The organism is Geodermatophilus amargosae (assembly GCF_900116515.1).
Classification (GTDB): domain Bacteria; phylum Actinomycetota; class Actinomycetes; order Mycobacteriales; family Geodermatophilaceae; genus Geodermatophilus; species Geodermatophilus amargosae.
Window position 1 is genome coordinate 42,868 of the sequence record NZ_FPBA01000028.1, and the last position, 17,306, is coordinate 60,173.

Sequence of the window (17,306 nt, forward strand, 5' to 3'; positions counted from 1 at the left end):
GCGTACGGGACGGGTCACCGGGCGGGTCTTACGGGACGGCGGTCGAGGGGCACGTGCTCTGTCCGGCGATGTTCCCGGTTGAGGTTGCTCAACTTCCTGTGCGCGGCGATCCCGGCGAGGGGAGCGGGTGATCACTTGCGAGGAGGTCTTCGAGCTGCCGAAGGCAAGTCGGATGCACATGTGTCAGGGGCTACCCGCCGGGCTGTGACATGGCGTGATGAGCTACAGCTATGTCAGTGACCCACTCGTTGACGATCTTCACGAAGACCGTCAACCGCTCCCGTGCTTTCCTGCGCATCTTCGACAGTCACCGGGGTGGTCCTGGCAGACCGTCCGCCGACGAGAAGGAGCTGCTGCGCGGCGCTCTTGTGTTCGCGGTTGGCGCTCTCGACGCCTACCTGAGTGACCTGATCATCGAGGTTGTGCCTGGACGTTCGCTCGCCTCGCAGCCGTTTCGTGAGGCGCTGAAGGCCATCGCGAAGTCAGACCCCGGACTCGCACTGCGTGTGTCGCTCGCGGGGAGTCCGGAGGCCAGTCAGGACGAATTCCGGGTGGCGTTGACTGAGTGGCTGGATACGAAGTCGTGGCACGGGCCGACTGGCGTCGCCAGCGCCCTCGGGTTTCTCGCCTGTCCGGTCCCCTGGCGAGACTTCGACACGGTGACCGGACTCGACACGGCAAAGGAGCTGGACCGAATCACGACCGACCGGCATGACATCGTCCACCGTGGTGGTACTCCGTACATCAAGCGGGCGTTGGCGGAGGAGTCCGTCACGCTGGTCGAGGGCATCGCACGCCATGTCGACAAGGAGGTGGTGGCGCAGTTCAGCCTCGCGAAGGCGAGCTGAGTGCCACACCTACGTCGCCGGTACCGCGCCCACTGAGGTAGACGCCCACGGGGGTAGATGACGGAGCCCGGCGGAGGCGACGATTCTCCGGCGGGCTCCATCATGTGCTGACGTCCGGCGCTGGCGAGCCGCCCCAGGGACTGGGGCGCATGGGCTCCCATCGCTCCGGCGTGCGGCCTGCCGTCGTGTCGACAGGTCCCGGTGGCGTTGACGCCGGGCCAGGTGGTCGGTCAGCTCGCGGTGAGCCGGATCCGGACCAACGCGGCGGCGTGCGGGAATCCGAAGCCCACGCGACATGTGGCCCGCACGGCGACCCGGTCGCTGGTGAAGAACACCGACCGGTCGGCCTTGACCTCGGCGTCGCGCCGGACGGCGGTGACCACCCGCTCGGCAGGCAGCCCCCAGATAGTGCCGACCGGGGCCTCCGGGGAGGTCAACAGCGGCACACCGAAGATCATCCGCCGGGTCGGCAGGGTCGGGTCTGGCTGAAGCAGCGGTCACCGTCGGCGCGTTCGCCGTCGCCTTCGGCGCGGGGATGCATGGACCGTCGGCGCCGAGCAGATGGCCCCGCGGCGCTGGTCCGGTGAGGTCGTGGAGATGCCAGCCGGTCGGCTGCACGCGGTCAACGGCGCCGGCTTGATCCTCGGCCGGGCGCTGTGCCTGGCCCCGGTGACCCTGCTGGACCCGCGCGACTGGCGCTGGCCCAATGACGGCGATGAGGACTGGCCGCTGTGCTGGATCTGCCTCACGCTGACCCATTCGCCGTCCTGACCCGGAGACCGGCCGCCCGAGGGACACTGACGTTGCGCAGCGCCCGGGGACGGCGACGCCTGCCAGGTACCGACCCACCTCATCGCGCAGAAGAGCGGATGCTGGTGGCGGTGGACCGGCACGACGCCCGGGACCCCTCCCGCCAATCGGCCGGCGGCGAGCTGATCGGCTTCTACTGTCCCGTGTGCGGCTACCTCACCGCCCAGGACCGCCAGCCGACGTCCGCGCCGACGTGTGCCGGCTCCAAGGCCAGGACCGGCAAGCAGCATGAGCGACCCAGATGAGGACCCTTCCTTTCGACTGAACGCTTTGCTCGTCTTGTAGCGCTCAGGCAGCTTGGACGATCACGTGCGCCGGCGACGCACGAAGGGGAAAATTGGAGCGGTGCGGTCCGGGTGCATGCTATCCGTGATGTATGGGGCAGCCCGACTTCTATCAGGTTAAGCGGGGCTGACGCTCAGTGGACAACTGCAGGTCTGCAGCTGGTCAGTCGCTTAATCGTAGTTGCGCATCAAGATCAAGCCCCACGCGCACGAGACCCCAGAATCGCGCTTATCTTGCGCGAGCCCAGTAGGGATACTTCGGAGATACCCCCAGTGGACGCTCGTCGCTTCGGTTATGCAGAGCGTGACCAGTGGCTACGAAAGTAATCAGGGTTCTCACAATCCACGAGCGCTGGAGAGTCGATTTGGTATCGTCGTTGCCAGATTATCCTCTCGAGGGAACCCCTCATCTGTCGCACGCGGCTTTGAAGTGACCCGTCGGCTAAACACCGCCTTGCAGGAGTCAAGCAGGGAGGGCCCGGAAGGGCCGACGGAGCAAGCATCCCGAAAGGTTCCGGCAGCGTGGCCAGCAACCGGTCGATGAACACCAGCCGATGCTGGGCACCGGCCCCGATCGCTCGTTGACGCGGCCGATCGGCCAACCGTGCGTCCTGGCGCGCCTGCCAGCGCGACCCCAGCTCGGCGACCAGCTCCGCCAGCACTTCTCGGGACAGCCCCGTCACATGGCGATCGGCGACAGCGGCGGCTCGGGCCAGCGGCCTGAACACATTATGACCCTGCACCGTCGGTCACGAGCAAGCCGTCCCGCTTACCGTGCACGAGGTCGTAAGCGCTGACCGGTAATCCGTTCGGCCGATCAGCGCGCGGACCCCGCGCTGGCTCCAATCCGCGGTGGCCACGGTGTCGTTGGAGCGGGGCGGCCAGCACGTAGGCAGGCCGTGCTGCGCACACCACACCCGCAGCCGCTTATCCTGCCCATGGACTTCATCGGCGGTCAGCCCGCCCGCCGGTAGACCGGCGTCGATCACCTGTTGCACTATCCGGCGGGCCGCTCCGGCTTGGTGACGATCGGCACGGCATCGTCGATGTCGGCGGCCAGCGCCCGGTCGCGGTCGTCGGTCGAGGCCCGAGGCGACTCCTGGTGGATGACTTGTGCTCGGCTGGGGCGGCGTCAGCCAGCGACACTCCGACCTGGGGTCGGAGGCGAGCCCCGCGCGGTGTGTCAGGTGCCCTACCTCGGGGCACATCAGCTTCCTGTCTGCTCTGCGGCGGAACCCGCGTTCGAGCACAGGAGGAATGCGTGCCTTTCCTCGATGACCGTGCGGGTAGCCCTGGCCGGCCCGCGGGTGGACACGCCCACCGGCGACCCGTTCCGGTCGCTCGACGCCGCAAGAGGCGACTGGTGTGGGCTGGCGTGCTGGCCGCCGCGGCCCTCGGCCTGGCGCTGTGGCTGGTCCCCACTGTCGTCGGGGAATCGTCTAGGAGCAGCCCATCGGCCCGCTCAGCGCAGTCGACGGAGGCGGCCAGCCTGCCCTCACTGCCCGCCACCGCTCGGATGCCGGACGAGCAACTCCGCGCAACGATTGTCGACCTCGGGGACCTGGTGCAGGGCGACCCCGACGCCGCGGGACCTGAGACGGACGAGGTGCTCGACAACCTCCGGCAGGTCGAGGTGCTCGGCGGGGGAGAACAGCGCTCGGCCGCGGTCGTGGCGCACGACGCCGTCGGCGCGGCGGTCGCTGATGGAGGGCTCGCCGCCGCCGTCGGGCAGCAGGTGCAGGAGGTGCTGGCCGGTGTGGCCCGGCCCGAGCGGCTGATCGACCTTGTACAGACGGTCGGTGCGGACCCGCCCGCTATCGGCCCGGCCGGCCCGGGCCTGCATGACCCCCTCATCGCCCTCGACCATCAGGTCCCCGCCGACCAGACCGCCGACCGTGCCGCCGCACTGCTGGAGGACGTGCGGAACGCTGCGGAGCAAGGCGAGTTGAGCAAGGCCTTTGCTGACGCTGCCCTCCCCACGTTGCAGGAGCTGGCCGACCCGGGGCCTCACCGCGCCCTGCAGGACCTCCTCGCCGACGCCGAGCAAGACCCGGGCGCCATCGGCCCGGCCTCCGAGGAGGTGCTGACGTCCCTGCGCGCTATCGCGGAGCTGCCGGTGTGGCCGCAGGGCAATGAGGTCGCCGCACTGTTGGACCTCGTCCGCCAGGACGGTCAGGTGACGCCAACCTTCCGGGAGGCCGTCATCCCGGTCCTGGTGCCGTTGGCGCGCTGATCGGCGCCAGGCCCGGGACGAGTGGTGTTCGCCTGAGCGTGTCACTCCAGAGATCTGCTTTGTTAGGTCTTGTGTCCGCTGATCCTCGGCCTTGAGATGAAGGGATGAGTCGGAGAAGCTGGCGGCGGCGAGCTACATCATCAGGCGGTGACCTCGGCGGTGCTTGAGTGGAGGTGTTGCCGGCCAGTGGGCGTGACGTCGCTGGCTCCATGTGGAAGCGGCTGGAGTTAGACGGCGCCGATCCGGGTGTCTTCGCGAGCTGGGAGTGGACACGGACCTAGCTGGAGCACTGGAGAACGACCGTCCCTCACTGCTTCGCCGCGGTGGGTACCGAGGAGGAGCCGGTGGGAGCCGCGCTCCTGACCCTCGATCGCTGGCACCGTGGCCCGTTCGTGTTCCGGCGGGTGCACATCGGGACGGCGGCGGGTGGCGGGTGCACGGCCGGGCGGCTACTGCCGACCACCGGCACAAGCCGGTGCCTCTCGGCTTCGACTGCGTGCACGTCACCGTCGATGACCACACCCGGCTGGCCTACGTCGAGGTCCTTCCCGACGAGCGGGTGGCCGCCTGCGCCGGCTCCCTGCGACGCGCGGCAGCCTGGTTCGCCGACCACGGCATCACCGCCCGCCGGAGGCTGACCGACAACGCGCGTAGTGAGTCGTGGGAGCTGACGCACTACGACTCGATACATACCGGCCGTGCACTCTTTCCGAGCATGCGACGAGGGGCCAAGGAGTCAGGCGAACCCTGGCGGTCCCTCACGGCTCAGGTGGACCGGCAGTTTGTGGTGACAGGTAGCCTGACGAGGGCTTCTTAGTCGCCGCTGGGCCGGTTGCCGCTGTGGTGGTTACCGGGGCTCTGGCCCCCGTCCTGGTCATCGCCCCTGTCCTGGTCATCGCCCCCGTCTTGGTCGGTGTCTCCACCGCGGTTGTGGGCGGTCGGCTCAGGGATCTCAGCCGGCTCGGTGACCGGGAGCGTGCTGGTCGGCTCCGGTCTCGGGTCGGGCATCGCGGGATGGTCGCCTTCGGCGGTTGGGTAGTCGGCGCCAGCCTGATCGGACGGCTCCAGTTCGGCTGCCGTCGCCGACGGAGCCGGGTTCGGCGCAGGCTGCTCCGGGTCGGGCGCCGGCACGGTTGTTGGCACCGGGCTCGATGTTGGAGTGGCGAGTGCAGGACCTTGCACGCTGGCGGGGGATGACTCGGACACCGGCGCACCGGCCGATGAGCTACCGGCCGGCAGTGGGTCCGCCGAGGACGCCGCGGGTGGCTGCACTGCCGTGGGCGACCCGGAGTCGGTGGCCACCATCGCCTGCTCGGCACCCGTAGGCTCAACGGTGCCCATCGGCACGGTCGCCGGCTTCGGCGCTTCCTCCGCGGCCGTGGTGCTCACGCTCCCTCGGCTGGTGCTCGCCTGCGTGGCGGGCGACGGGTCGCCCGGCGGGGACTCGGCCTCGTTCAGGGGTTGCGTCGCTGAGGCGCCGTCCACGCCACCGCGGGTCGCGACCAGCGCCGTCGCGGCGCCCAGCCCCACCAACATGACGACCACGACAACCGCGCGGAGCACCCGGTCCTGACGCGTTCCGACCACCGGCGGGTGAAACGTCCGGCACGGGCAACGCCCACAGCGGTCAGTGTCGCGCCGGTGCTCATGGGCCCTCGATGAGTGACCGCACCGGCACGGCCGCGGGGTCACTTCGCCGCCCTGGCCTGCTCGTGCAGCTCCGGCTCGCGCTCGGCCAGCTCAAGCCCGGAGCAGGTCGCCGGCACCGTCGCGCCACGGTCCCCGTGGTGGTTCGTCGTCATGCGGCTGGTCCTCTCCGGGCTCCTGTCGCGCAGGCTGGCCGTGGACGGGGAAGGCGGTGCGCCGGGACCTCGCTTCCCAGTGAAGCAAGTCCAAGCGTCATCCGCTCCTTGGTCTTGCGCCCAGCCACGGTGGTCCACGGCCGCTGCGTGCCTGGGCGGTCGAGCCGTGCACGGTCTCGGCCTGGGCCAGCAGTGCTGGGTCGTCGAGCGGCGTTTTGCGTGGCGGCACGCGTTCAAGCGGCTGCGTACCCGCTATGAGCACCGCGCCGACCTCTACCTCGGTCGGCTCCAGTTGGCCTGTGCTGGTCTGGTGCCGCCGCCTGCGCTCGTCTCAGACGACTGCTCAGTCCTCACCGCCGTCGTCGGGCGGGGTGCCGGTGCCGAGCGTGTTGCCGTTGTCGTCCTCAGGCGCCTCACCGCCGGTGGTGGCCGCTGCGGGGGGCGGGCCGGCCGGGACGGTGCTGCCGGCGAGGACCGGGTCGGCTGGCGGGAAGGGGACCATCGGTGCGCCGGTGAGGATGGGGAGCATGGCGTTGTGCCAGATGGTGCCGCCGATGCCGCCGCCCTGCCCACCGACGTCCTGGTTGGTCTTGGGGTTGAGCACCATCACGCTGGCGGAGTACTGCGGGGTGTAGCCGGCGAAGGCGATCGAGAAGCCGTTCTGCGTCGTTCCGGTCTTGCCGGCGATCTGGTGGCCGGGGACGTAGGCGGCTGAGGCGGTCTGCCCGGGATATCCCGGTTCGACGTCCTTGCGCATCATCTGGGCGAGGGTGTTGGCCACAGCCGGCGAGACGGCTCCGGCAATGCAGGTGTCCCCGCTGCCGGCCGGTTTACCGTCGGGCCCGGTCAGCGGCTCGCCGTCGCGGTCGAGAACGGCGGTGACCGGCGTCGGGTCGCATCGGGTGCCGCCGGCGGCCAGCGTGGCGTAGGCGCTGGCCAGGTCCAGCGGGCTGGTGGCCTCGGCGCCGAGGGTGAACGACCCGCGGTTCCCGCCGATGATCTGGTCGGCGGAGGAGGCGGTGAAGTGCATGCCCATCCGCTCGGCGACGCGCACCGGACCCTCCACGCTGCCCAACTCGTCCTGCAGCGCCATGAAGTAGGGATTGGAGGACCGGTAGAGCGCCTCCTCCATGTTCATCGTCCGCTGGTCGGCACCGGCGAAGGCCTGCACGACGTAGGGCCGGCCGTTGTTGGTGTAGACCCGGGAGACGTAGGGGTTGCTCGTGGTCAGGATGTGGTCGGCGGGAATCCCCCGCTCCAACGCGGCGGCGGCGGTGAACACCTTGTAGGTGGAACCGGCGCCCTGGCTGTAGGCGGTGTTGAGGACGACGGACTCGCAGTCGGCCTCCGAGCAGCCGTAGCGGCGGTTGACGCTCATCGCCAGCACGTGGCCGGTGCCTGGTTCCACCGCGGTGTACATGCCGGCCAGCGAGTCGCCCATCGGCAGCATGCTGAGCACCGCCTGGTCTCCGGCGGCCTGCATGTCCGGGCGCAGCGTGGTCTGGATGGTCAACCCGCCGTCGTCCAGCGTCGCCTGGTCGATCCCCAGGGTCTGCACCAGGTACTGCTGCAGATAGGCGCAGAAGAACCCGCCGATCGCGGCGTCGATGCAGCCGTTGGGTGATGCATCACCTGGCTGGACGGCGACCGGCGAGGCCGAAATCTCGGTGAACTCCTGCTCGCTGATGTGTCCCAGGTCGTACATCCGCTGCAGCACCTGGTTGCGGCGGACCTGCGCGTTGGCCGGGTTGGTAATCGGGTCGTCGTTGGTCGGGCTCTGCACCAGCCCGGCCAGCATCGCCGCCTGGGACAGGGTGAGGTCGGCGGCGTCCACGCTGAAGTAACGTTGGGCGGCGGCCTGGATGCCGTAGGCGCCCTGGCCGAAGTAGACGATGTTGAGGTAGCGGGTGAGGATCTCGTCCTTGGAGGCGGTCTCCTCCAGGGCCAGCGCGAGGCGGGCCTCGCGCAGCTTGCGCGCCACACCGGCTTGCCCGTCCTGCTCGGTCGCCGCCTGCCGGTCCTCGGCGGTGTCGGCGGTCTCCAGCAGGGTCTGCTTGACCAGCTGCTGGGTGAGCGTCGAGCCGCCCTCCTGCACCGACCCGGCGGCGGCGTTGGTCACCGCGGCGCGCAGGGTGCCCTGCACGTCCAGGCCGTTGTGTTGGTGGAAGCGCGCGTCCTCGATGTCGACCAGCGCCTGCTTCACCACCGCGGCGATCCGGTCGCCAGGCACCGGGGTGCGGTCGTTGGAGTAGAAGCTCGTGATCAGCGACCCGTCGGCGGCCAGCACCCGGCTGTTCCCCGACACGCTCTCGGTCAGCGCGGGAGGCAGCCCGCCGGCCAACGTCGCCGAGTTCTGCACTAGAAGACCGATTCCTCCCATCCAGGGCAGCAGCGTTGCAGCTACCAGCGCCCCGGCCACCACCACCGCCGTCGCCAGCCTCCCCAGAACGGCGGACCGCGAACGCCGGTAGGACCACATCGGCGCAATCTACGCGAGCCGTGCTCCCCACACGTTGCCGGCAGGTTGCAATACCGCGAAGGGATACATGAACAAATCCGACTCCACGCAAAGAGGGGCTGAACACGGACTCCGCGAAACAAGGGGCGGACCAAGGCCTCCTCTGAACCCGGGGCGGTTCCAACGGCCCACCCGCACCTTGCTGACCGAAGGGACCTACGCCCGATCCTTCAGCGTAGGTCAGCAGCAGGCCGAGGCTTAGCCTGGCTGCCTGCACACCTGCAACCATCACCGCCCCCACACCGCGCTCGGCGGACGCCCCCGATCGGCCGCATCACATCAACCACGTCACGAGCGCTACAGCTACCGTTCCCGGGCACCGGCGCTACTCACGAAGGGCGACGACGCGCCAAGGACCCACAGCTCGGCTGACGGCGTTAGGGTCGGTGATGATCTCAGCCGGGAAGCGGATCTCCCAGGCCCTCGTCTCTGCGGCAAGAGGATCCCAGGTTGAAGAGCGGTAGACGAGCATGCCTGCCTCCTCTCGCAGGATGAGAACGTCTGGGCCATCCGGCGCGTTCCGCAATTCGTCGACGATGCGGGGCGCGGATCCTCCGGCGAGGTCCTCCAGAAACGCCCGCCTCTCGGCGTATCCGCTCAGCGGATTGGCGTACAGCTCCCACCACTGCTGGTAGCCGTACCAGTTGGTCAGGGCCAGGAAGGGCACTTCGTCGGTAAGCACCACCGGGATCCCGTCGTGGCCGGCCTCCGCCGTCAGCTGCTCGACCGCAGTGACGATCTCGGCCACCGGCGGCTCCGCGGACTCTGGCGCCGCTCGGGCCTCGCGGCTCGCGGCCACGGGGAAGCGCCCGTCGGGATAACGCTCGTCGGCGGCCATCCTGGTGAGGTCGGAGGCGACCCACTCCGACGCGTGACCCGACGCGCCGAACCCCACGATCAGGAGCAACCCGGCGCGGACGGCTTGGCGGCCCACCCGGTCCGCCGCCGGTCCGAGCCGCACGGTGGCGTGCTGGCGCACCAGCAGGACCACGCCCAGCGTGCCGGCGGTGAGCAGTGCCAGGGCGAGCACCTGCAGGAGCTTATGGAGGAGGACACCCCGACCGGTCTGCCCCAGGGCCAGCTGGGCGACGGTGAGCACGAGCACGGCCGCCGCCACGGATCCCACACCGCCCAGACGGCGGTCCAGATGACGGAGGCTGAGCAGGACCACGGCGCCGAGCGCGGCGAGCAGGAACCACGGGCTGGCGCTGGGACGGAGGGCGAGTAGCCCGAACGATCCGTCGTTGACGTACGTCGTCGCCGCCGCCGGGGGCATGCCTTCCCTCACCCACGCGAGCGCGAATCGCCCCAGCCACGGGGCGACGACGACCACGCTGACAACTCCAGCGAGGACCAGCTCAAGCCACTTGACCGCGCTACGCCGAACCGCGGTCAAGAGGAGGAGGGCGAGGACGGCCAGCCCCGCGTAGAGCAAGTAGCACCAGGCGGCCAGGCCCAGGACTAGTCCCAGCCCGACACCCCGCCGAGCCGACAGCGGCCCATCGGTCGTTGCCGCCCACGCTAGGAGGGGTGGGATGACGCTGGCGACTAGCCATGCGTAGGGCTCGTACGCTGCGGACTGCAGCGTCTCCAATCCAAGCCATGCGCTTCCCTGTGAAGGGAGCCCGAGCGTGGTGACCAGGGTCAACAGGGCTGCAAGCCGAGTACTGCAGGTGGCGCGCCACGCGACAAAGGTCAACGCCGAGGCCGTCCACAGCGAAGCGATCGCGACCCACTTGTACGCCTGCCACGGCGTTGTATTGAGCAGGTTGCCCACCACCCCGGTGACCCAGAACCAGCCCGGGGAGTAGAAGGCCGGCACTCCTCGGTAGGTGTAGTCCGTCAGCGCGGTGGGGTCTTCGGCGAATCGAGCCGTGTACTCCAGCCGGAAGGACTGGTCCCCTTGCACTCCGGCGAAGTACCAGTCAGTGCCGTTGAGGGCGATGAGGGTCAGCCCGGGGAGGAACGTCGCCGTGAGTGCGGCGGCTGTGTGGTGAGCACGCCGATCGTTCTTACCCAGGGTCCACGCCACTCCCACTGCCATCAGCAGTGCCAGGGCGGCCACCTGGTAGTGGGTCCGGGCGGGAGTGGGGGCAGGGAGCAACGCCGCAGCCAGGAGAGCAGCGGCAGGCCATCCCACCCATGCGGCGGCGGGTACCACCCAGCCAGCCCGCTCCCGTCTCTCGGAGCCGAGGGGGTCGTGGCCAGGGTGGGCGACCTGCTCTACCGGGGCTGAGTTCATGCTGTTTCCCCACGTCGCGGGCGGAGGGCTCCCGCCTTCGGACTCGCTGGTACTGAAGGCGGCTGCGCGCAGGACAGACCCCGGGTACTCCTGGTGCCGCGCCTCGCAACGGCAGCGGTTGAGTGTAGGTGTCCGTGTCAGCCAGGCTCCCCCGGCGTCGTGATCGGCGCTGTGACGCCTAGAGTGCGCGGTGGTTGCGGACGATGTAGAGCCATCGCGCGGCGACGTCGCACCGACATGCCGGAGGTCTGACCATGGATGTTGAGACAAGGCTTCTCATCATCCTGCAGCGGGCCACCGGGCGTCCGCTCGGCCTCGCGTCCGCACGCGGCCTCAGCCACGCCGGTGAGCACGCCGGCGCCTGGCTGTCTGTCGCCGCGTTGGGAGCTGTTGCGGACCGCGAGCGGCGTGAGGACTGGGTGCGCGCGTGGGTCGCGGTTCTTGTCTCCCATGCCGCCAGCGTCGTGGTCAAGCGCCTTGTGCGACGAGTGCGGCCGCGCCACGACGCCGTCACCGTGCACGTCCAGACGCCGAGCCGGTGGAGCTTCCCCTCCTCGCATGCAGCGTCCACCACGACGGCCGCCGTGGTGCTCGCTCCGCTCGTGGGCCGCTGGGCGTTCGCGCTCCCGGCGATGATGGCCTGGTCGCGGATGGTGCTCGGGGTGCACTACCTCACTGATGTGCTGTCCGGCGCAGCCCTGGGTGTCACGATCGGCGCTGCCAGTGAGCGCTGCCGTACGGCGCTGCAGCGGTGAGCGCTCTGACCCAGGTAAAAGCGACCGCGCGTAGCGCTGCGCCCGGTCTGCTGCGTGCGATGCGGGTGCGGCAGTGGACCAAGAACGTCCTCGTTTTTGCCTCCCTGCTGCCGGCGGGAGCGGCCCTGCGCGACGTGAACCTCGTGGGTGTCTTTCTCGCCTTCGTCGCGTTCTGCCTCATCAGTTCGAGCGTTTACCTCATCAACGACTCACGGGATGTCGAGGCGGACCGCGCACATCCGATGAAGCGACACCGACCGATCGCTGCGGGTGTGGTCTCGGTGCCCACGGCGCTGGGGACGGCCGCCGTACTGGCCGTTGTGGCTCTGTCACTGGCAGCGCTCGGCGGGCCCGCGCTGCTGGTGACGGTCGCGGTCTACTACGCCATCCAGCTGGCGTACTGCTTCGGCATGAAGCACGAGCCGGTCGTGGAGCTGGCCTGCGTGGCGTCCGGGTTCATGTTGCGCGCCCTTGCCGGCGGCGTGGCCGCCGGCCTGCCGCTGTCTTCATGGTTCCTGCTCACCACGGCGTTCGGCTCCCTCTACATTGCCAGCGGGAAGCGTTACGGCGAGGCGCGGATGGGGGAGCGCACCGGTGGGCAGGTCCGGCGCGTGGTGCAGCGGTATACGACGAGTTACCTGCGGTTCGTATGGACGCTGTCCGCGACCGTGGTGGTCCTCACCTACGCGCTGTGGTCGTTCGAGGTGGCCGAGGTGACCCGCCCACCGTGGAGCGTGGTATCCGTAGTCCCCTTCACGCTGGCGATTCTGAGATTCGGCATTGACGTCGACGCAGGCACGGCCGAAGAGCCCGACGACATCGTCTTGCACGACCGAGTGCTGCTCGTGCTTGGTGGGATTTGGATGGCCGTGGTCGCGACCGCGGTATACGCATGAGCCCTGCGCCGAGCGGCTCGGAGCGATTCGGTGAGCTGGCCCGTTTCGCGGTGACCGGCCTGGCGGCATACCTGACCGACGTAGCGGTGTTCAACGCGCTGCTCCTCGGCGCGGAACTCGCCTCGACTTGGGCGAAAGTCGCATCTAGCCTCGTGGCGATCGGGGTCGCCTTCGCCGGCAGCCGGTGGTTCACCTGGCGACACCGGCGCAGTTCCCGAATCGGACGCGAGTACGCCCGGTTCTTCTTGGTCAGCTTGCTGGCGGCTGGAATTCAGTACTTCTGCCTGGTGATCACTCACCACGTGCTCGGCTGGACCAGCCCGCTGGTCGACAACCTGTCGGCGAACGTGGTGGGCATGGGCTTGGCCACGGCCTTCCGGTTCTGGGCCTTCCGGACCTTCGTCTTCCCGCCCGGCGCAGCTTCCCTGGCCGCCACGGACGTGGGGGCTCAGCGGGGAAGGGTCAGATCGGGAGGCGTCTGAAGACGGTCGCCGGCAAGTGGCGAAGGACTGACATCACGTAGCGCATCGGCGCCGGCACCCACACCGTTTCCTTGCCGGAGAGCAGCGCAGACACCGAAGCCTCGGCGACCTGCCCGGCGTCGACGGCAAGTGGAGCGGCGTCCAGGCCCGCAGTCATCTTCGTCCTCACGAAGCCAGGGCGGACGACGACGACCCGGATCCCGTCCGGACGCAGGGCTTCGCGCAGCCCGGTGAAGAAGGCGTCTAGCCCCGCCTTGGCGGACCCGTAGGCGAAGTTGGTGCGGCGTGGGCGCTCACCGGCCACGCTGGACAGCACGATGAGTGCACCGTGGCCCTGCGCGCGCAGGCGGCCAGCGGCGTCCACCCCCATGGTGACCGGTGCCGTGTAGTTGACTGTGGCCAGTCGCGCTGCGACATCCGGCTCCTGCCAGGCGCGTTCGGCGTCGCCGAGCAGGCCAAAGGCCACTACGACGACGTCCACGTCGCCGCTGGCGAATCCCTTCCCCATGACAGGTGCCCACGTGCCGCCGTCCTCAGCGTCGAAGTGGACGACCTCGACCTGGTGCCCTTCGCTCCGGAGCGCGCCGGCAGCGTCGTCCAAGCCCGGCGTGGGCCGTCCGGCGAGCACGGCGGTGATCCTGCGCTCCCCGGCTAGGCGGCGCAGCAGCGCCATGCCGATCTCGGAGGTACCGCCTAGGAGCAGCACCTTCTGCACGTCACCGACAGCATCGATCACAGGAACAACCTCCTGGCCTGGTCTGAGCTGAACACCTGGGCGGGGTCCACCTGGTCTCGGACCGTGCGCCACTCGTCGATGCGCGGATACATCTGATGCAGGGTCTCCGCCTGGGCGCGGGAGTCCTTGGCCAGGTAGAGACGCCCGCCTGCGGACAGCACGAGGTCGTCGAGTTCGTCCAGCAACCGGCCCAGGCCCGGTGCCACGGGGATGTCTAGTGCCAGCGTCCACCCGGGCGTCGGGAAGGACAGAAGGCCGGGGTTGCCCGGGCCGAACCGCTTCAGCACGGCCAGGAACGACGCGGCGCCAGCCGTGGACAGCCGTTCCACAGCCCGGCGCATGGCGTCCTCGGCTCCGAAGGGCACGACGAACTGGTACTGCAGGAAGCCCCGTTGCCCGTAGATGCGGTTCCAGTGCTTAGCGACATCAAGCGGGTGGAAGAACTGTCCGATGCTCTGGATGGCGCCGCGCTGCTCTCGGGGCGTCTTGCGGTAGTAGGCCTCGTTGAATGCCGCGATCGTCACCTTGTTCAGCAGCCCCGAGGGAAAGATGTTCGGGGCAGTGAACAGCGAACGCGAGGCGAAGTGGTAGGGCTGGCCTCGCAACCTCTGCGGCAATTGGTCGGCGCGGGCCGACCAACCGCGGGTGAGCACGGAGCGGCCCATCGCCGCCCCCCGGGCGACCAGGTCGATCCACGCGACCGAGTAGTCGTACTCGTCATCGTCGGCCTGCAGGCGGGCCATTAAGTCGTCTAGGTCGCGGGTGCGTTCGGTATCGACGACGAAGTAAGCGCTGTCGACCGGAGTCGCTACGACGGTGGCGCGCAGGATGATGCCCGTCAGGCCCATGCCCCCGACCGTGGCCCAAAAGAGCTCCGGCGCGCCTTGGGGCGTCAGCGTTCGCACGCTGCCGTCGGCCAATAGCAAGTCCATCGCGGCCACGTGGTTGCCGAAGCTGCCCTTGACGTGGTGGTTCTTGCCATGGATGTCGGCGGCGATCGCCCCACCCACCGTGACCTGGCGGGTGCCGGGTAGTACCGGCACGAGGAGGCCCAGCGGCAGGAGTACCCGGACGAGGGTGTCTAGCGACACCCCAGCCTCGGTGACGACATGGCCGGTGGTGGTGTCGACGGAGAGGATGCGGGCGAGTCCGCTCATGTCGACGACGGTGCCGCCGCCGTTCTGAGCGGAGTCACCGTAACTACGACCCAGCCCGCGGGCCAGGACACCGCGGGTCCCTGCATCCCGCACCGCCAACCGGACGTCCACCTCGCCGCTGGCCAAGACGAGGTTCGCCATACTGGGTGAGGTCCGTCCCCAGCCGGTCAGGGAGCGACGGAGCACCGGGGCCCTCGACATAAGATGGTGCCTCCTGAGTGTGAACTCCGCGACAAACCAGTGGCGACCATAACAACGCCCCTGACGTCCCCAGTACCGCCGTTGCCATGCACGGCTGGGCCGACGCCGGGATCACCCTGCGCGGCGCAGGCGGAAAGGCCCACGGTCTCCCCCATCAGACGCGCGTTGATGTCCGGCAGCGGCAGCAGGATCACCGGTTGCTCAGTCGGGGGTGACGGGCAGTCCGGTAGTGGTGGCGCCGCATCGGTCGCCCACCTCGTTGACTCGTTGGTAGGCGGGGTAACTGCAACAAGATCATTTCCACGCGCCAGGGGCCTGGACGCATTAGCACGTCGTCCGAGAGCCCTTGAGATTGTCGAGGCGCCTTCATTGACGCTCGAATTCCCATTGTGCAGAGGATAGCTGCAACTTACGACCTCGTGCATGGTTAGCCGCGGGCCGTCGTCGACCTATTCAGGACCAGGTCGATCACGCGGCGGTGCCGGCCGGCAGCGCGTTTGGCGGGCGGTGAGGCTGGTCGGGTCGTGGGGCTCGTTCCTGGCTGTAGACGAGGCCGGCGACCGCGGGCAGGATCGTGTCGAGGTGTTCGCGTCTGCCGAGGTGTCGGGACAGGGCGCGCCAGTTCTTCAGGTGGCTGATGCCGTGCTCCACGTGGATGCGCTGCGAGGCGTGAGCTCGGCGTTCGGCTTCGTGCGCGGCGGCGACGGCGGGGAAGACCGGGATCTGGTTCTTTCGCTAGACCGGCCGTGGCGTGAGCACCGCGCCGGCGGTCTGGGTGCTCAGGCCCTGGTAGCCGGCGTCGGCCAGCAGGATGACACCGAGGATGAGGGTCAGCAGCTCGACCAGGCCGGCCTGGCGGACCTGGGTCAGATCGTGGACGGAGCCGGGGCGGGGCTGTCCGCAGAACAGCAGCCGCCCGGCGGGGTCGGTGAGGACCAGCGCCTTGACCGTGTTGACCCGGGCCTTCCCGGACACGAACCGATAGCGACCGGCCCGATGGGCCGCCGGGCGGCGCACTCGGACCATGGTGGCATCCAGCAGGCCGACCCGCCCGGTGGCGCCCAGGTGGGTGATCACGTCGGCCAGGGTGCGCAGCCGGACCCCGCCTTCGACGGTGCAGCCGCGCTCAGCCAGCAGCGGGCGGAACTCTCCGACCGCGCGGGTGATCGTCGAGCGGGGCACCCCGAATCAGCAGGCCAATACGTCATGGGTGATCCTGTGGCGCAGATGCACCAGGGTGATTAGCAACCGGTCGATGAACACCAGCCGATGCCGGGCACCGGCCCCGACCGCCCGCTGACGCGGCCGATCGGCCAGCCGTGCGTCCTGGCGCCTGCCAGCGCGGCCCCACCTCGGTGACCAGCTCAGCCAGGACCTGCCGGGACAGTCCGGTCGACCGGCGATCGGCAACAGCGGCGGCGCGAAGCAGCGTCCTGGACACACCACGACCCTGCTCCGTCCGTCACGAGCAAGCTGCTCCGCTAACCATGCACGAGGTCGTTAGGAGACGCGCCTCAGCTGTACCTAGCCAAGACGTTGGTGACGGCGTGCGGCAGGTACTGGCTGCTGCGAGGAAGACAATGCAGCCTAGCGCTGCGGTTTCCGCGCCAGCCTCAAGTGTATGCCGCTGCAGTTTCATTGCCGGCAGCCTTAGCTGGGCCAAGGTCGTGAGATCAGGCCATGAGCGGCACTGCAAAAAGGTTGACTCGCAGAACGGCCTACCTATATCGCATTGCGCGGAAAATCTATAACGATCATCCCTGGGCCGACCAGGGTGATGTATACGCTCGTTGACATCGCTTGTACCGCCAGCGCCATTAGCCTATCGGGGATGCGGATGGGTTGTCCGTCCATTGCCATCTGCTCAAGGTCCCAGATGCGTACCGTGTCGTCGTCGCTGCCGGTGATCGCGACCGGGCGCCCGTCGGGCAGCACCGCGGTGGCCACCGCCCGCACCGCGCCGGTGTGGCCGGTCAGCGGCTCCCCGACCGGGGCGGCACTAGTCAAGTCCCAGATCCGCACCGTGGTGTCGGCGCCGCCGGTGACCGCGACCGGGCGCCCGTCGGGCAGCACCGCGGTGGCCACCGCCCGCACCACGTCGGTGTGTCCGGTCAGCGGCTCCCCGACCGGGGCGGCACTAGTCAAGTCCCAGATCCGCACCGTGGTGTCGGCGCCGCTGGTGACCGCGACCGGGCGCCCGTCGGGCAGCACCACCGTGGCCACCGCCGTCACCGATTGGGGGTGCCGAGCAAGAATCTCCCCGCTTCCAATACGGCATCGAGCCCAGCGCGTCAGCCACAGCCCTCCCATCAAGCTGGGCTCTTGCGGCCTTCCGAAGGCGG

Annotated in this window: 12 protein-coding genes and 3 pseudogenes; 8 read left to right on the forward strand and 7 right to left on the reverse strand. The window is 69.2% G+C overall.

The genetic code is table 11. The annotated features are described in order from the left end of the window. Positions 1-236: 236 nt before the first annotated feature. Complete coding sequence (locus BM414_RS24625) at positions 237-848, forward strand: hypothetical protein (protein ID WP_139246034.1); 612 nt, start codon at positions 237-239, stop codon at positions 846-848. Between the two features lie 230 nt (positions 849-1,078). On the opposite strand, the gene BM414_RS24630 is transcribed toward BM414_RS24625, so the two are convergent. After that, positions 1,079-1,294, reverse strand: coding sequence for a phage major capsid protein (locus BM414_RS24630; RefSeq protein WP_245784965.1), 216 nt, complete (start codon positions 1,292-1,294; stop codon positions 1,079-1,081). A 145-nt stretch (positions 1,295-1,439) separates the two neighbouring features. Here BM414_RS24630 and BM414_RS24635 point away from each other — a divergent pair, with 145 nt between their 5' ends. The 4 genes and pseudogenes from BM414_RS24635 to BM414_RS24665 all read left to right on the forward strand — a co-directional run. Beyond that, positions 1,440-1,619, forward strand: a complete 180-nt coding sequence (locus BM414_RS24635; protein ID WP_245784969.1) for a hypothetical protein — start codon at positions 1,440-1,442, stop codon at positions 1,617-1,619. A 1,698-nt stretch (positions 1,620-3,317) separates the two neighbouring features. After that, positions 3,318-4,175, forward strand: coding sequence for a hypothetical protein (locus BM414_RS24650; protein ID WP_093583932.1), 858 nt, complete (start codon positions 3,318-3,320; stop codon positions 4,173-4,175). A gap of 415 nt (positions 4,176-4,590) precedes the next feature. Continuing rightward, a pseudogene (locus BM414_RS31115) lies at positions 4,591-4,824 on the forward strand (IS481 family transposase); the annotation flags it as partial. A 1,322-nt stretch (positions 4,825-6,146) separates the two neighbouring features. Further along, a pseudogene (locus tag BM414_RS24665) lies at positions 6,147-6,309 on the forward strand (IS5/IS1182 family transposase); the annotation flags it as partial. A gap of 11 nt (positions 6,310-6,320) precedes the next feature. On the opposite strand, the gene BM414_RS24670 reads toward BM414_RS24665, so the two are convergent. Further along, positions 6,321-8,456, reverse strand: coding sequence for a transglycosylase domain-containing protein (locus BM414_RS24670; RefSeq protein ID WP_093583938.1), 2,136 nt, complete (start codon positions 8,454-8,456; stop codon positions 6,321-6,323). Between the two features lie 364 nt (positions 8,457-8,820). Then, the gene (locus BM414_RS24675; protein ID WP_175551786.1) at positions 8,821-10,560 is read right to left on the reverse strand and encodes an arabinofuranosyltransferase; all 1,740 of its coding nucleotides are present in this window, start codon (positions 10,558-10,560) and stop codon (positions 8,821-8,823) included. 431 nt (positions 10,561-10,991) lie between these two features. On the opposite strand from BM414_RS24675, the gene BM414_RS24680 reads away from it, so the two are divergent. The 3 genes from BM414_RS24680 to BM414_RS24690 are packed head-to-tail and all read left to right on the forward strand — an operon-like array spanning position 10,992 to position 12,870. Beyond that, complete coding sequence (locus tag BM414_RS24680) at positions 10,992-11,492, forward strand: phosphatase PAP2 family protein (protein ID WP_093583942.1); 501 nt, start codon at positions 10,992-10,994, stop codon at positions 11,490-11,492. After that, positions 11,489-12,388 (forward strand): decaprenyl-phosphate phosphoribosyltransferase, encoded by a 900-nt coding sequence (locus BM414_RS24685; protein WP_245784966.1) that lies wholly within the window; start codon positions 11,489-11,491, stop codon positions 12,386-12,388. The genes BM414_RS24680 and BM414_RS24685 overlap by 4 nt, the downstream gene beginning before the upstream one ends. After that, positions 12,385-12,870, forward strand: coding sequence for a GtrA family protein (locus BM414_RS24690; protein ID WP_093583946.1), 486 nt, complete (start codon positions 12,385-12,387; stop codon positions 12,868-12,870). Before BM414_RS24685 ends, BM414_RS24690 begins: the two co-directional genes overlap by 4 nt. Here BM414_RS24690 and dprE2 read toward each other — a convergent pair. From dprE2 to BM414_RS24710, 4 genes and pseudogenes are all read right to left on the reverse strand, one after another. After that, positions 12,851-13,606 carry a decaprenylphospho-beta-D-erythro-pentofuranosid-2-ulose 2-reductase gene (dprE2, locus tag BM414_RS24695; protein WP_093583948.1) on the reverse strand — a complete coding sequence of 252 codons (756 nt, stop codon included), beginning with the start codon at positions 13,604-13,606 and terminating at the stop codon, positions 12,851-12,853. The genes BM414_RS24690 and dprE2 overlap by 20 nt on opposite strands. Continuing rightward, positions 13,603-14,904, reverse strand: a complete 1,302-nt coding sequence (gene dprE1 / locus BM414_RS24700) for a decaprenylphosphoryl-beta-D-ribose oxidase (RefSeq protein ID WP_245784967.1) — start codon at positions 14,902-14,904, stop codon at positions 13,603-13,605. The genes dprE2 and dprE1 overlap by 4 nt, the downstream gene beginning before the upstream one ends. Before the next feature lie 528 nt (positions 14,905-15,432). Further along, positions 15,433-15,990, reverse strand: a pseudogene (locus BM414_RS31120) (transposase family protein). A gap of 696 nt (positions 15,991-16,686) precedes the next feature. Beyond that, entirely contained in the window at positions 16,687-17,274 is a 588-nt protein-coding gene (locus BM414_RS24710; RefSeq protein WP_093583952.1) for a WD40 repeat domain-containing protein, read from the reverse strand. Positions 17,275-17,306 lie beyond the last annotated feature (32 nt).

Bases quoted from the DNA above. Each gene is read 5' to 3' on its own strand.
- BM414_RS24670 (WP_093583938.1), bottom strand. From the start codon at position 8,456: ATGTGGTCCTACCGGCGTTCGCGGTCCGCCGTTCTGGGGAGGCTGGCG.
- BM414_RS24680 (WP_093583942.1), top strand. From the start codon at position 10,992: ATGGATGTTGAGACAAGGCTTCTCATCATCCTGCAGCGGGCCACCGGG.
- BM414_RS24690 (WP_093583946.1), top strand. From the start codon at position 12,385: ATGAGCCCTGCGCCGAGCGGCTCGGAGCGATTCGGTGAGCTGGCCCGT.
- dprE1 (WP_245784967.1), bottom strand. From the start codon at position 14,904: ATGGCGAACCTCGTCTTGGCCAGCGGCGAGGTGGACGTCCGGTTGGCG.
- BM414_RS24710 (WP_093583952.1), bottom strand. From the start codon at position 17,274: ATGGGAGGGCTGTGGCTGACGCGCTGGGCTCGATGCCGTATTGGAAGC.